This is a genomic window from Bilifractor sp. LCP21S3_A7, from assembly GCF_052118825.1.
GTDB lineage: Bacteria > Bacillota > Clostridia > Lachnospirales > Lachnospiraceae > Bilifractor.
This window is the reverse complement of the sequence record NZ_JBQKGL010000002.1, coordinates 68,346-84,522: the sequence shown is the minus strand read 5'-3', so window position 1 is coordinate 84,522 and position 16,177 is coordinate 68,346. Positions and strand designations below refer to the sequence as shown.

General features: G+C 51.6%; 16 protein-coding genes. 15 read left to right on the top strand and 1 reads right to left on the bottom strand.

Features of this window, described 5'->3' with window-relative positions:
- The first annotated feature begins 323 nt into the window (after positions 1–323).
- From ylxM to ACTQ1O_RS02085, 13 genes are all read left to right on the top strand, one after another.
- On the top strand, positions 324–686 hold the full coding sequence (gene ylxM, locus ACTQ1O_RS02145; RefSeq protein WP_441474799.1) for a YlxM family DNA-binding protein: 363 nt from the start codon (positions 324–326) through the stop codon (positions 684–686).
- Between the two features lie 39 nt (positions 687–725).
- Entirely contained in the window at positions 726–2,087 is a 1,362-nt protein-coding gene (gene ffh / locus ACTQ1O_RS02140; RefSeq protein ID WP_441485907.1) for a signal recognition particle protein, read from the top strand.
- Positions 2,088–2,211: 124 nt separating this feature from the next.
- Positions 2,212–2,457 carry a 30S ribosomal protein S16 gene (gene rpsP / locus ACTQ1O_RS02135; protein ID WP_441099209.1) on the top strand — a complete coding sequence of 82 codons (246 nt, stop codon included), beginning with the start codon at positions 2,212–2,214 and terminating at the stop codon, positions 2,455–2,457.
- Between the two features lie 27 nt (positions 2,458–2,484).
- Positions 2,485–2,715: a KH domain-containing protein gene (locus tag ACTQ1O_RS02130; RefSeq protein WP_441099208.1), complete on the top strand. Its 231-nt coding sequence runs from the start codon at positions 2,485–2,487 to the stop codon at positions 2,713–2,715.
- A 308-nt stretch (positions 2,716–3,023) separates the two neighbouring features.
- On the top strand, positions 3,024–3,536 hold the full coding sequence (gene rimM / locus ACTQ1O_RS02125) for a ribosome maturation factor RimM (RefSeq protein WP_441485906.1): 513 nt from the start codon (positions 3,024–3,026) through the stop codon (positions 3,534–3,536).
- A gap of 67 nt (positions 3,537–3,603) precedes the next feature.
- Entirely contained in the window at positions 3,604–5,073 is a 1,470-nt protein-coding gene (locus tag ACTQ1O_RS02120) for a DUF4190 domain-containing protein (protein ID WP_441485905.1), read from the top strand.
- 45 nt (positions 5,074–5,118) lie between these two features.
- Positions 5,119–6,267, top strand: coding sequence for a tRNA (guanosine(37)-N1)-methyltransferase TrmD (gene trmD, locus ACTQ1O_RS02115; protein WP_441485904.1), 1,149 nt, complete (start codon positions 5,119–5,121; stop codon positions 6,265–6,267).
- A 117-nt stretch (positions 6,268–6,384) separates the two neighbouring features.
- Entirely contained in the window at positions 6,385–6,732 is a 348-nt protein-coding gene (rplS, locus tag ACTQ1O_RS02110) for a 50S ribosomal protein L19 (RefSeq protein WP_441099204.1), read from the top strand.
- Between the two features lie 85 nt (positions 6,733–6,817).
- Positions 6,818–7,984: an iron-containing alcohol dehydrogenase gene (locus ACTQ1O_RS02105; protein WP_441485903.1), complete on the top strand. Its 1,167-nt coding sequence runs from the start codon at positions 6,818–6,820 to the stop codon at positions 7,982–7,984.
- A 504-nt stretch (positions 7,985–8,488) separates the two neighbouring features.
- Positions 8,489–9,196: a signal peptidase I gene (gene lepB / locus ACTQ1O_RS02100; protein WP_441485902.1), complete on the top strand. Its 708-nt coding sequence runs from the start codon at positions 8,489–8,491 to the stop codon at positions 9,194–9,196.
- Between the two features lie 64 nt (positions 9,197–9,260).
- A complete protein-coding gene (ylqF, locus tag ACTQ1O_RS02095; protein WP_441485901.1) occupies positions 9,261–10,106 on the top strand; it encodes a ribosome biogenesis GTPase YlqF in 846 nt (281 codons plus the stop codon).
- Positions 10,107–10,146: 40 nt separating this feature from the next.
- The gene (locus ACTQ1O_RS02090) at positions 10,147–10,881 is read left to right on the top strand and encodes a ribonuclease HII (RefSeq protein WP_441486074.1); all 735 of its coding nucleotides are present in this window, start codon (positions 10,147–10,149) and stop codon (positions 10,879–10,881) included.
- A gap of 566 nt (positions 10,882–11,447) precedes the next feature.
- Positions 11,448–11,825, top strand: coding sequence for a YraN family protein (locus ACTQ1O_RS02085; protein ID WP_441485900.1), 378 nt, complete (start codon positions 11,448–11,450; stop codon positions 11,823–11,825).
- Positions 11,826–12,117: 292 nt separating this feature from the next.
- Here the strand turns inward: ACTQ1O_RS02085 and ACTQ1O_RS02080 are convergent, their stop codons facing one another.
- Positions 12,118–13,287, bottom strand: coding sequence for a ribose-phosphate pyrophosphokinase (locus tag ACTQ1O_RS02080; protein ID WP_441474790.1), 1,170 nt, complete (start codon positions 13,285–13,287; stop codon positions 12,118–12,120).
- A gap of 208 nt (positions 13,288–13,495) precedes the next feature.
- Here ACTQ1O_RS02080 and ACTQ1O_RS02075 point away from each other — a divergent pair, with 208 nt between their 5' ends.
- Positions 13,496–14,890, top strand: a complete 1,395-nt coding sequence (locus ACTQ1O_RS02075) for a DUF512 domain-containing protein (RefSeq protein ID WP_441485899.1) — start codon at positions 13,496–13,498, stop codon at positions 14,888–14,890.
- The gene (gene der / locus ACTQ1O_RS02070) at positions 14,844–16,175 is read left to right on the top strand and encodes a ribosome biogenesis GTPase Der (RefSeq protein WP_441474788.1); all 1,332 of its coding nucleotides are present in this window, start codon (positions 14,844–14,846) and stop codon (positions 16,173–16,175) included. Before ACTQ1O_RS02075 ends, der begins: the two co-directional genes overlap by 47 nt.
- Positions 16,176–16,177 lie beyond the last annotated feature (2 nt).

The window sequence follows — 16,177 nt, the reverse complement described above, 5'->3', positions numbered from 1 at the left end:
TAACTTTAAGCTTGACAGGATCGAGTTCGAATAATCAGATCAGGAAATTAGATCAGTCAAGTAAAAACACTTGACACGGATTGCGATATCGTGTAGGATAAGCGGGTACGTTAGAAAAGCGTACCTGTTTTGTGCGCAAACAGGGACACACATGTGACTGAGAAGCAGTCATGCGCGGCAGGCAGCGCGAACGCGCGAAATCCGAATACCTGTAGGATTGCGGGAGTGCGAAGCACGGAGCAATCCGTAGCTTATACAGTTTGTGGCACGACTTATCGTATGGACGTTTGCTGTCGCTGCAGGATGGGAGATCGGGAATTGCTATGGAAGAGTTTGTGGAGAAATCTTACCTGTTTGATTTTTACGGCGAACTCCTGACAGAGCATCAGAGACGGATCTACTCCGAGATTAACTTTGAGGATTATACTGCTGCGGAGGTGGCCAGAGATGAAGGAATCAGCCGCCAGGGCGTGCACGACCTGATGAAGCGCTGTGACAGGATACTGGAGGATTATGAGAAGAGACTTCACCTTGTCGAGAAGTTCCTGAAGATCAGGAACAGCGTCAGGGAGATTCAGAGACTGACGGATTTCGGAGATCCGGAAAACCGGGCAGATGCTGCGGAGGCAGATCATCGCATGGAGAAGATTTACGGTATTTCTTCTTCGATTCTGAAGGAACTGTAGACCCGGGCAGAACGCCGCATGATATGAGGAACAGAGAGTATGGCATTTGAAAGCTTAACCGATAAACTTCAGAATGTGTTCAGGAATCTTCGGAGCAAGGGTAAGCTGACGGAGGATGATGTTCACGCTGCGCTGAAGGAAGTCAAGATGGCGCTTCTTGAGGCAGATGTCAATTTCAAGGTTGTCCGCAAATTCACGAAAACCGTGGAAGAGAAGGCAATCGGACAGGATGTCATGAACGGGCTGAATCCGGGTCAGATGGTGGTCAAGATCGTAAATGACGAGCTGATCAATCTGATGGGCTCCGAGACGACCGAGCTTCCGCTGAAGCCGGCCTCGCAGATTACGGTTCTCATGATGATTGGTCTTCAGGGATCTGGTAAGACAACGACCGCCGCAAAGCTTGCAGGCAAGCTGAAACAAAAGGGCAGGAAACCGCTTCTGGCTGCCTGCGATGTATATCGCCCGGGCGCGATTGAACAGCTGCAGACCAACGGAAGCAAGGTCGGAGTCGATGTCTTTTCCATGGGAAGCAAGGCAAAGCCGGTGAACATATCGAAGGCCGCATATGAGCATGCCAGAAGCAACGGCTACAATGTGGTCATCCTTGATACGGCGGGCCGTCTTCAGATCGATGAATCGATGATGGAAGAGCTTGTGGCCATCCGGGAGGCAGTGACCGTTGACTGTTCGATCCTTGTGGTAGACGCTATGACAGGACAGGAAGCTGTCAACGTGGCGAAGACCTTTGAGGATAAGGTCGGTATCGACGGCGTGGTACTGACGAAGCTCGACGGAGATACAAGAGGCGGTGCGGCGCTCTCGATCCGTTCCATCTGCGGCAAGCCGATCCTGTACGTGGGTATGGGAGAGAAGATGGAGGATCTTCAGCAGTTTTATCCCGACCGTATGGCGTCCAGAATCCTCGGCATGGGTGATGTGCTCAGCCTGATCGAAAAGGCACAGGCAAATGTCGATGAAGAGAAAGCCAGGGAGATGGAACAGCGTGTCCGGAAGGCGCAGTTCACCTACGATGACTACATGACCAGCATGGAGCAGATGAAGAATATGGGCGGCATTTCAAGTGTCCTTTCCATGATGCCGGGAATGACCGGAAGCAAGATGAAGGAAGTGGAGGGGATGATCGATGAGAAGGATCTCGCCAGAAAAGAGGCCATTGTCCGCTCGATGACGCCGAAGGAACGCGCAAATCCTGATCTGATGAACATTTCCCGAAAACGGAGGATTGCCGCAGGAGCAGGAGTGGACATTTCCGAGGTCAACCGCTTTATCAAACAGTTTGACCAGACCCGTAAGATGATGAAGCAGATGCCCGGCATGATGAAGCAGCGCGGCAGGAAAGGCATGTTCGGTAAGGGAGGTTTCAATTTTCCTTTTTAACCGGATGGAGATATTCGGAACGAAAGAGGGAAGATTGTTCTCATAGAAGTAATCAGGGGAGAGATACCTTAACGATTACAAATCACATCATATACAATTATTTTTATTATGGAGGAAAAGAACAATGGCAGTTAAAATTCGTCTGAAGAGAATGGGACAGAAGAAGGCACCTTTCTATAGAATCGTGGTAGCAGATGCGAAGTCTCCGAGAGATGGCAGATTCATTGAGGAAATCGGCACCTACGATCCGACCAAGGATCCGAGTGTTTACAAGGTGGATGAGGAAGCTGCTCAGAAGTGGCTGAAGAACGGCGCTCAGCCGACAGCAGTTGTTGAGAAGATCTTCAAGCTCGCCGGTATCCAGAAGTAATCATATTCAGGCCGGAGGTGGATTTTTGTGAAAGAGCTGGTTGAAGTAATCGCCAAAGCTCTTGTAGATAATCCCGATGAAGTGGTTGTCACGGAGATCGAAGACGGCAGCGACCTTCGAATTGAACTCAAGGTTGCAGCGGCGGACATGGGCAAGGTCATCGGACGGCAGGGAAGAATTGCGAAGGCAATCCGATCCGTTGTGAAGACCGCCTCTACCCGGATCGACAAAAAGGTGACAGTTGAGATCATCGAGTAAATCGCATGAGCAGCTTGCGGTGACGGATAAATGATTCATAAGAGCAGTCGTTTAAGGAGCATCTCTCTAGGGCTGATGCTGCTTGCTCGGCGGCTCTTTTTATATAAAGATAGTAGAACGTTCAAAAATAAACAAACCAATTATTGGTACAAGATGGCACTCTGTAAAGCCGTACTCAATATATCGATTGGTCTGGACGAATAAAGAACGCTCTGATAGTTCACAAAATATCAAGGTGGAAATGCTGACAGATGGTCTGCGTGCGGCGCTGGCCGGAACAGATGTACAGGAGATATGGGGCGAACAATATGGAAAAATTTCTGAAAATCGGTGCGGTGACGACGACGCACGGTGTCCGCGGGGAGATGAAGGTATTCCCGACGACGGACGACCCTGAGCGGTTCCTTGATCTGGATGAGGTGATTCTGACAAACGGAAAGCAGTCGGAGACCCATCAGATCCTTGGCGTCAGATTTTTCAAGAATCTTGTCATTCTGAAACTGGAAGGGATCGGATCCATGGATGACGCGGTGAAATACCGTTCGTGGGATGTGATGATTCCCCGGGAAAAGGGAGTGCCGCTGAAGGAAAATGAGTACTACGTTGCGGATGTGATTGGAATGACAGTCCGGACGGAGGACGGGCAGATCTTTGGAACGCTCAGGGACGTTATAGAGACCGGAGCCAACGATGTCTATGCGGTTGAGACGCAGGAGCACGGCGAAGTGTTGATTCCCGCAATTAAAGCGTGTATTATGAAGGTTGACGTCGAAAAGGGCGAGATGACGGTCCATCTGCTTCCCGGTCTGATCGACGGGTAAGAGTGGTAATCGAGATGCAACCCGCGCAGAGCGTGTTATCTCGATTGAGAAGAGAGGTATACACGAATTGAAAAAATGCATACATTGTGGCGCAGAACTGTCGGATGACGCAAAGGCGTGCAATAACTGCGGCTGGCCGGTCGGCAAACCGGATACGATTTCCGGGAGTTCACCTGAAATACCACGGGGATCATCGGAGACGCCTTCCGAAGAGCGCAGCGCCGGAACGGACGCGGAAGTGAATAAATCCGGGGACACAAAGGCTCCGGCGGCTCTGGAGACAACGGCGGATCAGGAGAAAATAGCAGGAGCTTCCGGAACCGCAGATTTCCCGGGAGTGGAAAACATTGTCCATAAAGGTCAGAATGTGACATCGGCTGCGACTGACTCAGAGACGGCGAAAACAGAAGCCGGCGTGCGGGAAGATCAGAATATGGCATCGGCTGCGAATGACTCAGAGATGGTGAAAACAGAAGCCGGCGTGCGGGAAGATCAGAATGTGGCATCGGCTGCGACTGACTCAGAGACGGCGAAAACAGAAGCCGGCACACAGGAAGAGCAGAAGATCGCCAGGGCTGCGGCGGATCACGGCGTTATATGGGATAAGGATCATTCCAAGGACAAGATCGACATTCCGTGGGATCCGGAAGAGGCTGACCGGAAGAAGGCAGAGGCCAGAAACGGCGGCGGGGACGGCGGATTTGGGAATGCGGAAAGTTCCGGGGATCACACGGATGTGTTCCGGAACAGAAACGGTGAAGAACATTCTGATCAGCCCGGAGGCTACTGGTTCCAGGGAAAATGGCATCCCCTCTCGGATCTGAATTCCGGTGAGAGCAGTAATCGGGAAAGGACGGGATCCGGTAACGGCAGGTACTGGGAAAATGGCGCCTGGCACGACGGTCCGCTCGCCGGAAATCCGCAGAATAATCGCGACAGTTCTGAGGACAGCGGAAGTGCGGGTGCTTGGAACGGAAGCGGTTCAAACAGTGGAAATTCCGGAAACGGCTGGAACAGCGGGAACGCAGACAGCGGATGGAAGAATGGACAGAATACCGGCTGGAACAGCGGGAATGCAAACAGCGGATGGAGTAATGGACAGAATACCGGCTGGAACAGCAGCAATTCAAACGGAGGCTGGTCCGGAAATCAGGGCAATGCTCCTTACGGATCGGGTTACGGCCCCGGATATCCGATCAGAAACAACAGCTTTGCGGTTGCGGCAATGGTACTTGCGGTCATTTCGATCTTCCTGAACAGCCTGTACTGTATTCCATCGGTGCTCGGCATTTTCTTTGCAATTGTCGCACTGAACCAGATCCGGAAAAATCCGGGGGCATACAGGGGAAGGGGGATGGCAATAGCGGCGCTGATTATGTGCATCGTACTGTTTATTGTCTATCTGATTGCCTTTGTCGAGGTTTTCAGGCTGATGAGAGACCCTGCGTTTATGAAGCAGATCGAGGATTATCTGAAGCAGCTGCAGGGAACTGTTTCTTCATCCGCCGGGCAGGCGGCAGCAATGTTCCGTGTGTGAGAACGGTGAAGACACAGAGAAGAATCCTTTCACGAGGTATACAGCTTGAATTTTTATGTATTGACTTTGTTTCCGGAAATGATACAGAATGCGGTGGGAACGAGCATCACCGGACGTGCCATCAAAAACGGCAGCATTCGTGTAGACACGGTGAATATCCGTGATTTTTCTACGAGAAAGACCATGCGCGTGGACGATTATCCCTATGGGGGAGGCGCGGGGATGGTGATGGAGCCGGAACCGGTATTCCGCGCGGTGAAATCCGTTGAGGCAAGAATCGGACAGAAGCCGAGAGTGGTCTATATGACCCCGCAGGCACGGGTGCTGGACCAGACAAAAGTCGAATCGCTTGCGCAGGAAAAAGATCTGGTCATCCTTTGCGGTCATTATGAGGGGATCGATGAGCGTGTTCTCCAGGAAACGGTGACCGATTATATTTCGATCGGCGACTATGTGCTGACAGGAGGAGAACTGGGAGCCCTGGTTTTGATTGATGCGGTGTCCCGATTTGTGCCAGGTGTTCTTTCAAATGAGGAATCCTCGCAGTTTGAATCTCTGCAGGATAATCTGCTCGAATATCCGCAGTACACGAGACCGGAGGTGTGGCATGAGCAGAGCGTTCCTCCGATTCTGCTGTCCGGCGATCATCTGAAGATCGAGGAGTGGAGACATGAGGAATCCCTGAAACGCACAAAGGAGCGTCGTCCGGATCTGCTGAAGAACAGCTATCGCGTGATCTGCGTGAGCTATGGAGAACCGGGGGCGGCGGAAAATGGCCGTCTTCTGACGGAATCTGTATCCCGTTACGGGGAATACATGGATTACAACCGACGGAAGCTGCAGAAAACGCCTCTTCGCATGAAACCGTGGAACCTGCTGCTTCTGGTGATGCCGGGAGCTGGGGGAGTGGGCAAGGCATTTCCTGCGGAGATAACATCTGCTTCTGCGGGGGTGAAGCCCGCCGTCCGGTATGACCCTTCCGTTTCGTTTGCGGAGCGGTTCCGCGGCCTGTACGGTTCAGAAACACCGGCGGTTCTCGTTGGCAGCGATGACGAGATCGAGGAGGCTTCGGCATTCCTCAAGAATCGGAAATTCCACGTAATTGCCCGGATCAGTCCTGCGGTGTTCGGCGGGGATCAGCTTCTTCGAAATGCCGCACTGGATATCAGGGAAAAAGTCTTGCATTTCCACTGAGCATAAGGTATAATGTCAAAGTCTGTGGACAGGTGAGCAAGTCCCGGATGATGGTCCGCTGTCACGTTTATCGGTGGTATGAACATCCATTTTATATAGTGTCAAGGAGAGATAGAAATGAACGAGATTATCAAGAAGATCGAAGAAGAGCAGCTGAAGAAGGACGTTCCGCAGTTCCGCGTTGGCGATACCGTTAAGGTTTACGGTAAGATCAAAGAGGGAAACCGTGAGAGAATTCAGGTATTCGAGGGTGTCGTACTGAAGAAGCAGGGCGGAAGTAACCGCGCTACATTCACGGTTCGCAAGACTTCCAACGGCATTGGCGTTGAGAAGACATGGCCGCTTCATTCTCCGCTTGTAGAGAAGGTGGAGGTTGTTCGCCAGGGTAAGGTTAGACGTGCAAAGCTGAACTACCTCAGAGGTCGTTCCGGTAAAGCCGCAAAGGTTAAAGCGCTGGTTAAATAATTCATTTCAGACGGACAAGGAGGCCCCGAAAGGGAGCCTTCTTTTTGTTTTATCGGATGTGAATAATTCCGGGAAAGGTGGCAAAATGTACAATTTCAGATTCAGTATTCCCACAACAATTTATTTTGGAAAGGGACAGATCTCTCATCTGTCAGAGCTTTCCGATTATGGATCAAAGGTTCTGCTCGTCTATGGCGGCGGGAGCATCAAGCGGAACGGAATCTACGACACGGCGATGAAAATCATGAGCGATGCGGGGCTTACGGTGATGGAGCTTCCGGGGGTTGAGCCAAATCCCAGAATTGAGACGGTGCGTAAGGGCGTTGATCTCTGCAAAAAAGAGCAGATCGACATGGTTCTTGCGATCGGCGGCGGAAGTACGATTGATTGTGCGAAGGCTGTGGCCGCTGGAGCTGCGTACGACGGCGATGCCTGGGATCTGGTACTTGATCCGTCGAAGATTACCGGGGCTCTTCCGATTTTTTCCGTTCTGACGATCGCCGCGACCGGTTCTGAGATGGATAAGTTCGCGGTAATCTCGGATATGACGAAGAATGAAAAGTGGGGAACATGCGCGGAGGCGATGAAACCGACGATGTCCATTCTTGATCCGGAATATACCTATTCCGTCTCCCGCAGGCAGACCGCGGCAGGAACCGCTGACATGATGAGCCACACTTTCGAGAACTATTTTACAAAGGAACCCGGATGCGACGTCCAGCAGAGATTCGCGGAGGGACTTCTGAAGACCATGATCAAATATGGCCCGGTTGCTTTGAAGGAGCCGGATAACTACGACGCGCGCGCGAATCTGATGTGGGCGGCAAGTCACGCGATCAACGGACTGATCTCAGACGGCAGCAAGCCGACATGGTGTGTTCATCCGATGGAGCACGAGCTGTCAGCTTTTTATGACATCACACATGGAGAGGGACTTGCCATTCTCACTCCGGTCTGGATGGAATTCGTTCTCAGAAAGGATCCGTCTGTTGTCCGGAATTTTGCGGAATACGGCAGAAATGTATGGGGGCTTTCCGGTGAGGATGAGGCGAAAATCGCAAAGGACGCGATCGCGAAGACGCGGACCTTCCTTTTCGAGACCATGGGACTTCCCTCCAATCTCCGTGCGGTCGGAATCGACAGCACTGAGAATTTCGAGACAATGGCGGCGAAGGCGGCCAGGAAGAGCGTGGGAAGCTTCGTTCCACTTACCAGAAGGGATATTGTAGAGATTTACCAGGCTGCCTTTTGATGGAACTGCCTTCAGATCGGTCAGCTTTCGGACAGGTTAGCTTTCGGATAGCCGTTGTACAGTGAAACAGGTGCGAATTCCCCTTGCCGACTCCTGTTTTCTTGCCAGATCAAGGGGTTTGCGGAGAATACGGCAAACACCCATACGATACATCATGCCACACACTGTATAAGCTACGGATTGCTCCGTGCTTCGCACTTGCGCAATCCTACAGGCATTTGCACTTTCGTGCCGCTTGCGCGTCACTTCGTGCTCATACCTGTTGCCTTCGAAATCGCATCCAGTCTCTTACACACGCTTCGCGCGTGACGATCCTGTCTGCGTTTTCGAAGAGCTTATACAGTAAAGAGATTTTTCTTCTGCGGGACCATCGGTCTTTGCTGTGGACAGTTCCCACGGCGGCGGAAGGAGGATCTCTTTTTTGCGTGAATCGGTCGTGGCGATTTTACGGCTTATGTGGTATGATTTAGCAATACAGTTTACAATGGACGGGGAGCGGAAGTTATGGGGAGAATGAAAAGAAAACGGCAGGAGACGCCGGCCGGTGTGAAAACGGTGGAACAGCAGGCACTGGAACGCCGACAGGCAGAGGCGGCGCTCCGGCGCGATGCGGAACGGGAGACCGATAAACCGGAGGATCCGGGTGTTCAGGAGAGCCGGAAAGGGGTGAAGAAGGCGTACCAGCATTCCCGTGGATTCCGGATCGGAGGATGGTGCGCTGCGGCAGGCTGTGCGCTGATTCTGGCGTTTCTGTTTGCACAGGCATTCTGCCATGCGATTGTGATCAACGAGGGATCGATGGAACCGACGTTGTCAGCGGGACAGACCTGTCTGATTAATGAGGCGGCATACCGGCTGAGCCGGCCGAAGCGCGGAGATATTATTGTTTTTCGTTCGGGGAACGGAAGGTATGGGGAGGGGCTGCGGATCAAGAGGATCGTGGGACTGCCCGGAGAGACGGTTCAGATCAGCGATGGAAGGATACTGATTAACGGGACGGCGATGAAAGATGACTTTGCCTCAATCGTTGATCCGGGTGTGGCATCAGAACCAGTCACTCTTGATGCGGATGAGTATTTCGTGCTCGGAGACAACCGCAACGGGAGCGAAGACAGCCGTTATGACGCGGTCGGGAATATTGCGGAATCGGAGATCGTGGGGAAGCTGTGGCTCCGTGTGCTGCCGTTTCGAAAGCTTTCGGTTCTGAAGTGAGAGAGCCTCACACATCTGCCGCCTCGTGAAGGCGGCAGGAAGAATCATTTGCAGGAGGAGTTGAATGGAAATACAGTGGTATCCGGGACATATGACGAAGGCAAAACGTCAGATGCAGGAGGATCTGAAACTGATTGATATCATCATTGAGCTGATCGATGCGAGAATTCCTTATTCCGGCCGGAACCCGGATATTCGCAGCATGGGCGCACAGAAATCGAGGCTGATTGTACTCAACAAGGCGGACCTTGCGGATGAGAAAAGGAACAGGCTGTGGATGGAATATTATCAGCAGCAGGGAGCCCAGGTCCTGCTGGCGGATTCGAGAAACAGAGGAACCTTGAAGCAGATCCAGCCGCTGATCCGTGAGGCGTGCAGAGAGAAAATAGAAAGAGACCGGCGCCGGGGGATCCGGAACCGCACGATCAAAGCGATGGTTGTGGGCATACCGAATGTCGGGAAATCGACCTTTATCAATTCCATGGCCGGAAGAGCTTCGGCAAAGACAGGCAATAAACCCGGTGTCACCAAGGGAAAGCAGTGGATTCATCTGAGTAAGGAGCTTGATCTGCTTGATACCCCGGGCATTTTGTGGCCGCGGTTTGACGATCCGAAGGCCGGGGTGCGCCTGGCATTTATCGGCTCCGTCAGTGATGATGTGGTGCAGACCGAGGAACTTTCACTGGAACTGATCCGCTATCTGACAGCGGAATATCCGGGCATGCTGGAGGCAAGGTATGGCGTCTCCGAATCGGAAGAACCGGTAAAGATTCTGGAGAATATCGCGGTAAACAGGAAATGCCTGTCGGTCGGAAATCAGGTATCATACGAAAAGGCGGCGGCTATCCTGCTGGATGAATTCCGCAGAGGCGCTCTCGGGAGAGTAACGCTGGAGATCCCCGAAGCTTGATGCTTTTATTAAATTTCTCTTTAAAGCCTTTGCTGTGGCGATGGGGAGGTCAGGCGGCAATAATGCAATCAGGTATGCTGAGGCCGTAAGAAGAAAGGACCGTATATCAGATATGACGAAGAAAGAGGAAGCGGAATTAAAGCGGGAGGCAAAGCTTCGGAAGGAAATGGAGCGGGTAGAGGCTCTCTGTGAGTTTGAAAAAAAATATCCGGACTGTGAACTGATCTGCGGGATCGACGAGGTGGGAAGAGGACCTCTTGCCGGGCCGGTGATGGCAGGAGCCGTGATTCTTCCGAAGGAGATCCGGATCCGCTATATCAATGATTCCAAGAAGCTCTCCGAGAAAAGGCGTGAGGAGCTGTTTGAGGTGATTTCGCGGGAAGCCATTGCGATCGGGATCGGAACGGCTTCTCCGGAGAGGATCGATGAGATCAACATCCTTCAGGCAACATATGAGGCGATGCGGATGGCAGTCGGAAAGCTCGGGGTAAGTCCGGATCTGCTCCTGGTGGATGCGGTTCATATTCCGGATCTGGCGTTCAGACAGGTCTCCATTGTAAAGGGAGACGCGAAGAGCCAGAGCATTGCTGCGGCCAGCATCATGGCGAAAGTTACCAGAGACCATCTCATGGAGGAGTATGACCGGAGATTTCCGGAATACCGGTTCGCAAAGAACAAGGGGTACGGAACGGCGGAGCATATTGCGGCGCTGAAGGAATACGGGCCCTGTCCGATTCACCGGAGAACATTTATCGGCCATTTTGTTGACGTCTGATAAGGCGCGTTTTCGCATTTCCCGTTTTTTACATGTGAATTCAGTTTTTCTTTCTGGCGACGTGTGAAAAATCCATCCGTCTTTTACATGCTGCATTGCATTCCCAAAATCGTCGCCCTTCACAAAACTGTCGGGCGGAGAAAAACAAGAATTATCTAAAATCGCCGCTCTTCACAAAATGGCCGGTTGGAGAAAAGCAAGAATCTAATACGTTTGTCTGTCGGTTCTTGTACCGTCAGTTTTGCACATCTGGGGCAGGAAAAGCCCTGATTATTCTGATCCCCGATTCCGGGGGCAATTTCCCTTGTTTCTGATAATAAAACGAAAATACATGTAACGACCCAGCGCACCATTAATAAAACGAAAATACATGTAACGACCCAGCGCTATATATATAAAACGAAAATACATGTAACGACCCGGCGCACCATATAATAAAACGAAAATATAAGTAACGACCCGACGCACCATATTATCAAACGAAAATATTAACGACCGGGCACATTGTAATTTCAAGCGGAAAAGACTGCTTGTTTGGTTTCGAGCGGATGGATTGGAGGAAAAAAGTGAATAAGAGGAAAACAGGATCCAGGTATGAAACGCTGGCGGCGAGGTATCTGGAGGATAAGGGCTATCTGATTCTCCGCCAGAATTTCCGGTGCCGCACGGGGGAGATTGACCTGATCGCGAGGGATGAAACGAAGGAACAGAGAACTCTTGTTTTCGTAGAGGTGAAATACAGAAGAAACGGCGCCGTCGGACTGCCCGAGGAGGCAGTCAATGAAAATAAAAGAAGAAGAATCAGCCGGGCGGCAGATTACTTCCGGATGCAGTACCGGATTTCTCCGGATATGCCGTGCCGGTTTGATGTGATAGCGATCGAGGGTGACAGGCTGAGGCACCATGTCAGTGCATTTGAGTATGAGGCGCAGAGGCGTTATTGAAAGGGGCATGAAGATGGCTCGGAGATGCAATGATGAAAGCCTGGATTGCTGCCGGCAAAGGTTCTTAAAATAGCCGCATGAAGATGGCCTGGAGATGCAATAATGAGAGCCGGCATAGATAGGTGGTATTGAGATGCGGCTCAACGAGATAAAACACGCTGCGCGAGTTTTATCTCGCTATCGCGACGCTCGCCGCACACGAATACTTCACATTCGGCTGCGGCTCACTGTTCGCGTAAAAAAATACTGCCGTACAAAATGAATTGTACGGCAGTATCAGACGAAATCTGAATCAGCATCCATGCTGCTTGAGAAGCTTATTGATCTTCAGGGTGTTGTCACGCACCTTATTGATGGATACGTCGTGGTTCAGCGTATCAATGATGCTGGCCATGTACTTGCCCATCTTCGCGGTGGAATACCACGGGCGGGAGAGCAGTTCCGGTGTCTGGTAGATCAGGTTAGTGGTGATGACCTTCTTGATCATTCCCTTTTCGTAGTATTCATCAAATTTGGCCAGTCCGTCTGTGAACAGGCCGAAGGTGCAGCAGACATATACGTTGCGGGCACCGCGGTTTTTCAGCTGTGTCGCGACATCGAGCATGCTGCCGCCGGAGGAAATCATATCGTCGATGACGATGCAGTCCTTGCCCTCTACGGAGTCGCCGAGGAATTCGTGGGCGACGATGGGGTTCTTGCCATTGACGATTCGGGAATAATCACGGCGCTTGTAGAACATGCCCATGTCAACTCCGAGCACATTGGAGAAATAGATGGCACGGGACATGGCTCCCTCATCCGGGGAGATAATCATCAGGTGGTCATTTGAAATCTGGATATCCGATTCTGTCTTCAGCAGTGCCTTCAGGAACTGATAGGTCGGGAAGAAATTATCAAAGCCGTGAAGCGGAATGGAGTTCATAACGCGCGGGTCGTGGGCGTCAAAGGTCAGAATATTGGTTACGCCGTAATCCACGAGCTCCTGCAGAGCAAGCGCGCAGTCGAGGGATTCCCTTCCGGTTCTCTTGTGCTGGCGGCCTTCGTACAGGAACGGCATCATGACGCTGATTCTGTGTGCCTTTCCGTTTGCCGCGGCGATGACGCGCTTGAGGTTCTGGAAATGGTCATCGGGGCTCATGTGGTTGATGTTTCCGAACTCGCTGTAGGTGACGCTGTAATTGCATACATCAACGAGGATGAAAAGGTCAACGCCCCGTACGGACTCATTGATGACACCCTTGCCCTCGCCGCTTCCGAAACGGGGAAGGTTCACGTCGATGATGTAATTGTCTGTGGCATATCCATAGGTGTCCTTCTTTGCGGTGTTCTGGGCAGAGATCTCCTGCCGGAACTGGATCAGATACTTGTTGATGGTCTTAGCCATTTCTTCGCATCCGGGCAGAGCGATCAGCTTGAGAGGAGCGACTGCAGATGCATTCACCAGATATTTTGTATTAGCCATGAAAGCCTCCGGTATAATGTTTTTTCACAACGGGATGCCCGGAAATTCGCGTAAAAAACGGCTCCGCTATAGCAGATAATGAATTCGCACGGGCGTACACGACACATATTAGCATTGAAAAAAAGGGGTGTCAATGCCTGCTTCCGCGGTCAAGTTGCTTTTTCAGAGCGGATTTGTTATGATTTGTAGGATGATCGGAGGATGGAAAATGGGAAAGACTGCACATATTATAAGAAAAATCGAACCCGGAAGCATTGCCGAGGAAATGGAAATGGAGCCCGGCGATGAGATCCTGAAGATCAATGGAAACGATATTGAAGATATTTTCGACTACCGGTTTCTGATGAATGACAGTTATATTGTGGTTCTGCTGAAAAAAAAGAAATCCGGCGAAGAATGGGAACTGGAAATCGAGAAGGATCCGGACGAGGATCTAGGAGTGGAGTTTGAAAACGGGCTGATGGATGACTACAAATCCTGCAGCAACCACTGCGTTTTCTGCTTCATTGACCAGATGCCGAAGGGAATGCGGGATACGCTCTATTTCAAGGATGACGATTCCAGATTGTCCTTCCTTCAGGGCAACTATGTCACACTGACAAACATGAGCGACAGCGATATAGACCGGATTATCCGCTACCGGATGGAACCCATCAATATTTCGTTTCAGACCACGAATCCGGAACTCCGCAGGAAGATGCTTCACAACCGGTTTGCGGGAGATGTTTTTCCGAAGGTGAAGAGGCTGGCGGACGCCGGGATCGAGATGAACGGGCAGATCGTTCTCTGTAAAGGCCTGAATGACGGGGAGGAGCTGGAACGGACCATCCGGGATCTCACCGGATACCTGCCTGCGCTCCGGAGCCTTTCGGTTGTGCCGGTAGGACTTTCCAGGTTCCGGGACGGTCTGTACCCCCTCGAGCCGTTCAATGGAGATGATGCGGCGAAGGTAATTGACCATATCGAAAGCTGGCAGAAAAAGCTGTACCCTAAGTACGGAGTGCATTTTGTGCATGCGTCGGACGAGTGGTATCTTCTGGCGGGCAGGGACATTCCGGAGGAGGAGCGGTATGACGGCTATCTTCAGCTGGAAAATGGTGTCGGCATGCTGAGGCTTCTGGAGACAGAGGTGAGAGAGGAGCTGCGGGAACGCAGCGGAGATGACAGGACACGGAACCTGACGATTGCGACGGGACAGCTTCCTGCCGATACCATTCGAAAGCTGTGCGGACTGATCCGGGAGAAATATCCGCAGGTCTGCGTCCGGATCGTACCAATCCGGAATGACTTTTTCGGCGAGAGAATCACTGTGTCCGGACTTGTCACAGGGACGGATCTGATTCGTCAGCTGAAGGGAAAGGAACTCGGGGAGGAGCTTTTGATTCCCTGCAATATGCTTCGTTCCGGGGAAAATGTTTTTCTGGATGACATCACGGTTGAACAGGTTATAATGGAACTAAAGGTTCCCGTCACTGTGGTGGATCCGGAGGGAAAGGATTTCTGCCTTGCGGTTCTCGGAGAGACGAAGGGCAGTACACATAGAAGGAGACAGATGTATGAGCAAACCGATCGTAGCAGTTGTGGGACGCCCGAACGTGGGTAAGTCTACATTATTTAATGCTCTTGCAGGAGAGAGAATCTCCATTGTGAAGGATACGCCCGGAGTGACCAGGGACCGGATCTATACCGATGTCAGCTGGCTCTCTCATGAGTTTACGATGATTGATACCGGTGGAATCGAGCCGGACAGCAGCGACGTGATCCTCTCGCAGATGAGAGAACAGGCGATGATCGCCATCGACACCGCTGATGTGATCATTTTTATGACCGACGTCCGTCAGGGACTGACAGACGCGGATTATCAGGTCGCCACCATGCTGCGCAAGAGCCGGAAGCCGATTGTGCTTGCCGTGAATAAGGTGGACAGCTTCAAGGCACAGCAGATGGATGTATATGAGTTCTATAACCTTGGTATAGGAGAACCTTATGCGATTTCTGCGGAAGGAAAGCAGGGACTTGGGGATCTTCTCGATGCGGTGATTTCGAAGTTCCCAGAGGGAGCAGAGGCGCCGGAGGAGGACGAGAATCCCAGAATTGCCGTTGTCGGGAAGCCGAATGTCGGAAAGTCCTCTATAATCAATAAACTACTCGGCGGTAACCGGGTCATTGTATCGGATATCGCAGGCACCACAAGAGATGCGATCGACACGGTTATTTCCCGGAACGGGAAGAATTATACCTTTATTGATACCGCGGGTCTTCGGAGAAAGAGCAAGATAAAGGAGGACCTGGAGCGGTACAGCATCATCCGGACTGTATCTGCGGTGGAGCGCTGTGATATCGCAGTTGTCGTGATCGACGCGACGGAGGGAATCACCGAGCAGGACGCGAAGATTGCCGGAATCGCCCACGAGAGAGGGAAAGGGCTGATTGTCGCGGTGAACAAGTGGGATGCGGTCGAGAAGGATGATAAATCCGTGAAGGAGTTTACGAACAAGGTGAGGAACACCCTCTCCTTCGCCTATTACGCGGAAATTATCTTCATATCCGCTAAAACCGGGCAGAGACTGCCGAAGCTCTTTGACACCATCGATGAGATTTTGGATTCGCAGACGCTTCGTGTGCAGACCGGTGTTCTGAATGACATCCTGACCGAAGCCCTTGCCATGCAGCAGCCGCCGTCAGATAAGGGCAGGAGGCTGAAAGTTTTTTATATGACACAGGTAGCGGTGAAGCCGCCGACCTTTGTAATCTTTGTGAATGAGAAGAAACTGATGCATTTCTCTTATCAGAGATATCTGGAAAACCGGGTACGCGATGCCTTCGGGTTTAAGGGAACCGCGATCCGTTTCATTATCAGGGAGAGACAGGACAAGGAGGAGAACTGAGA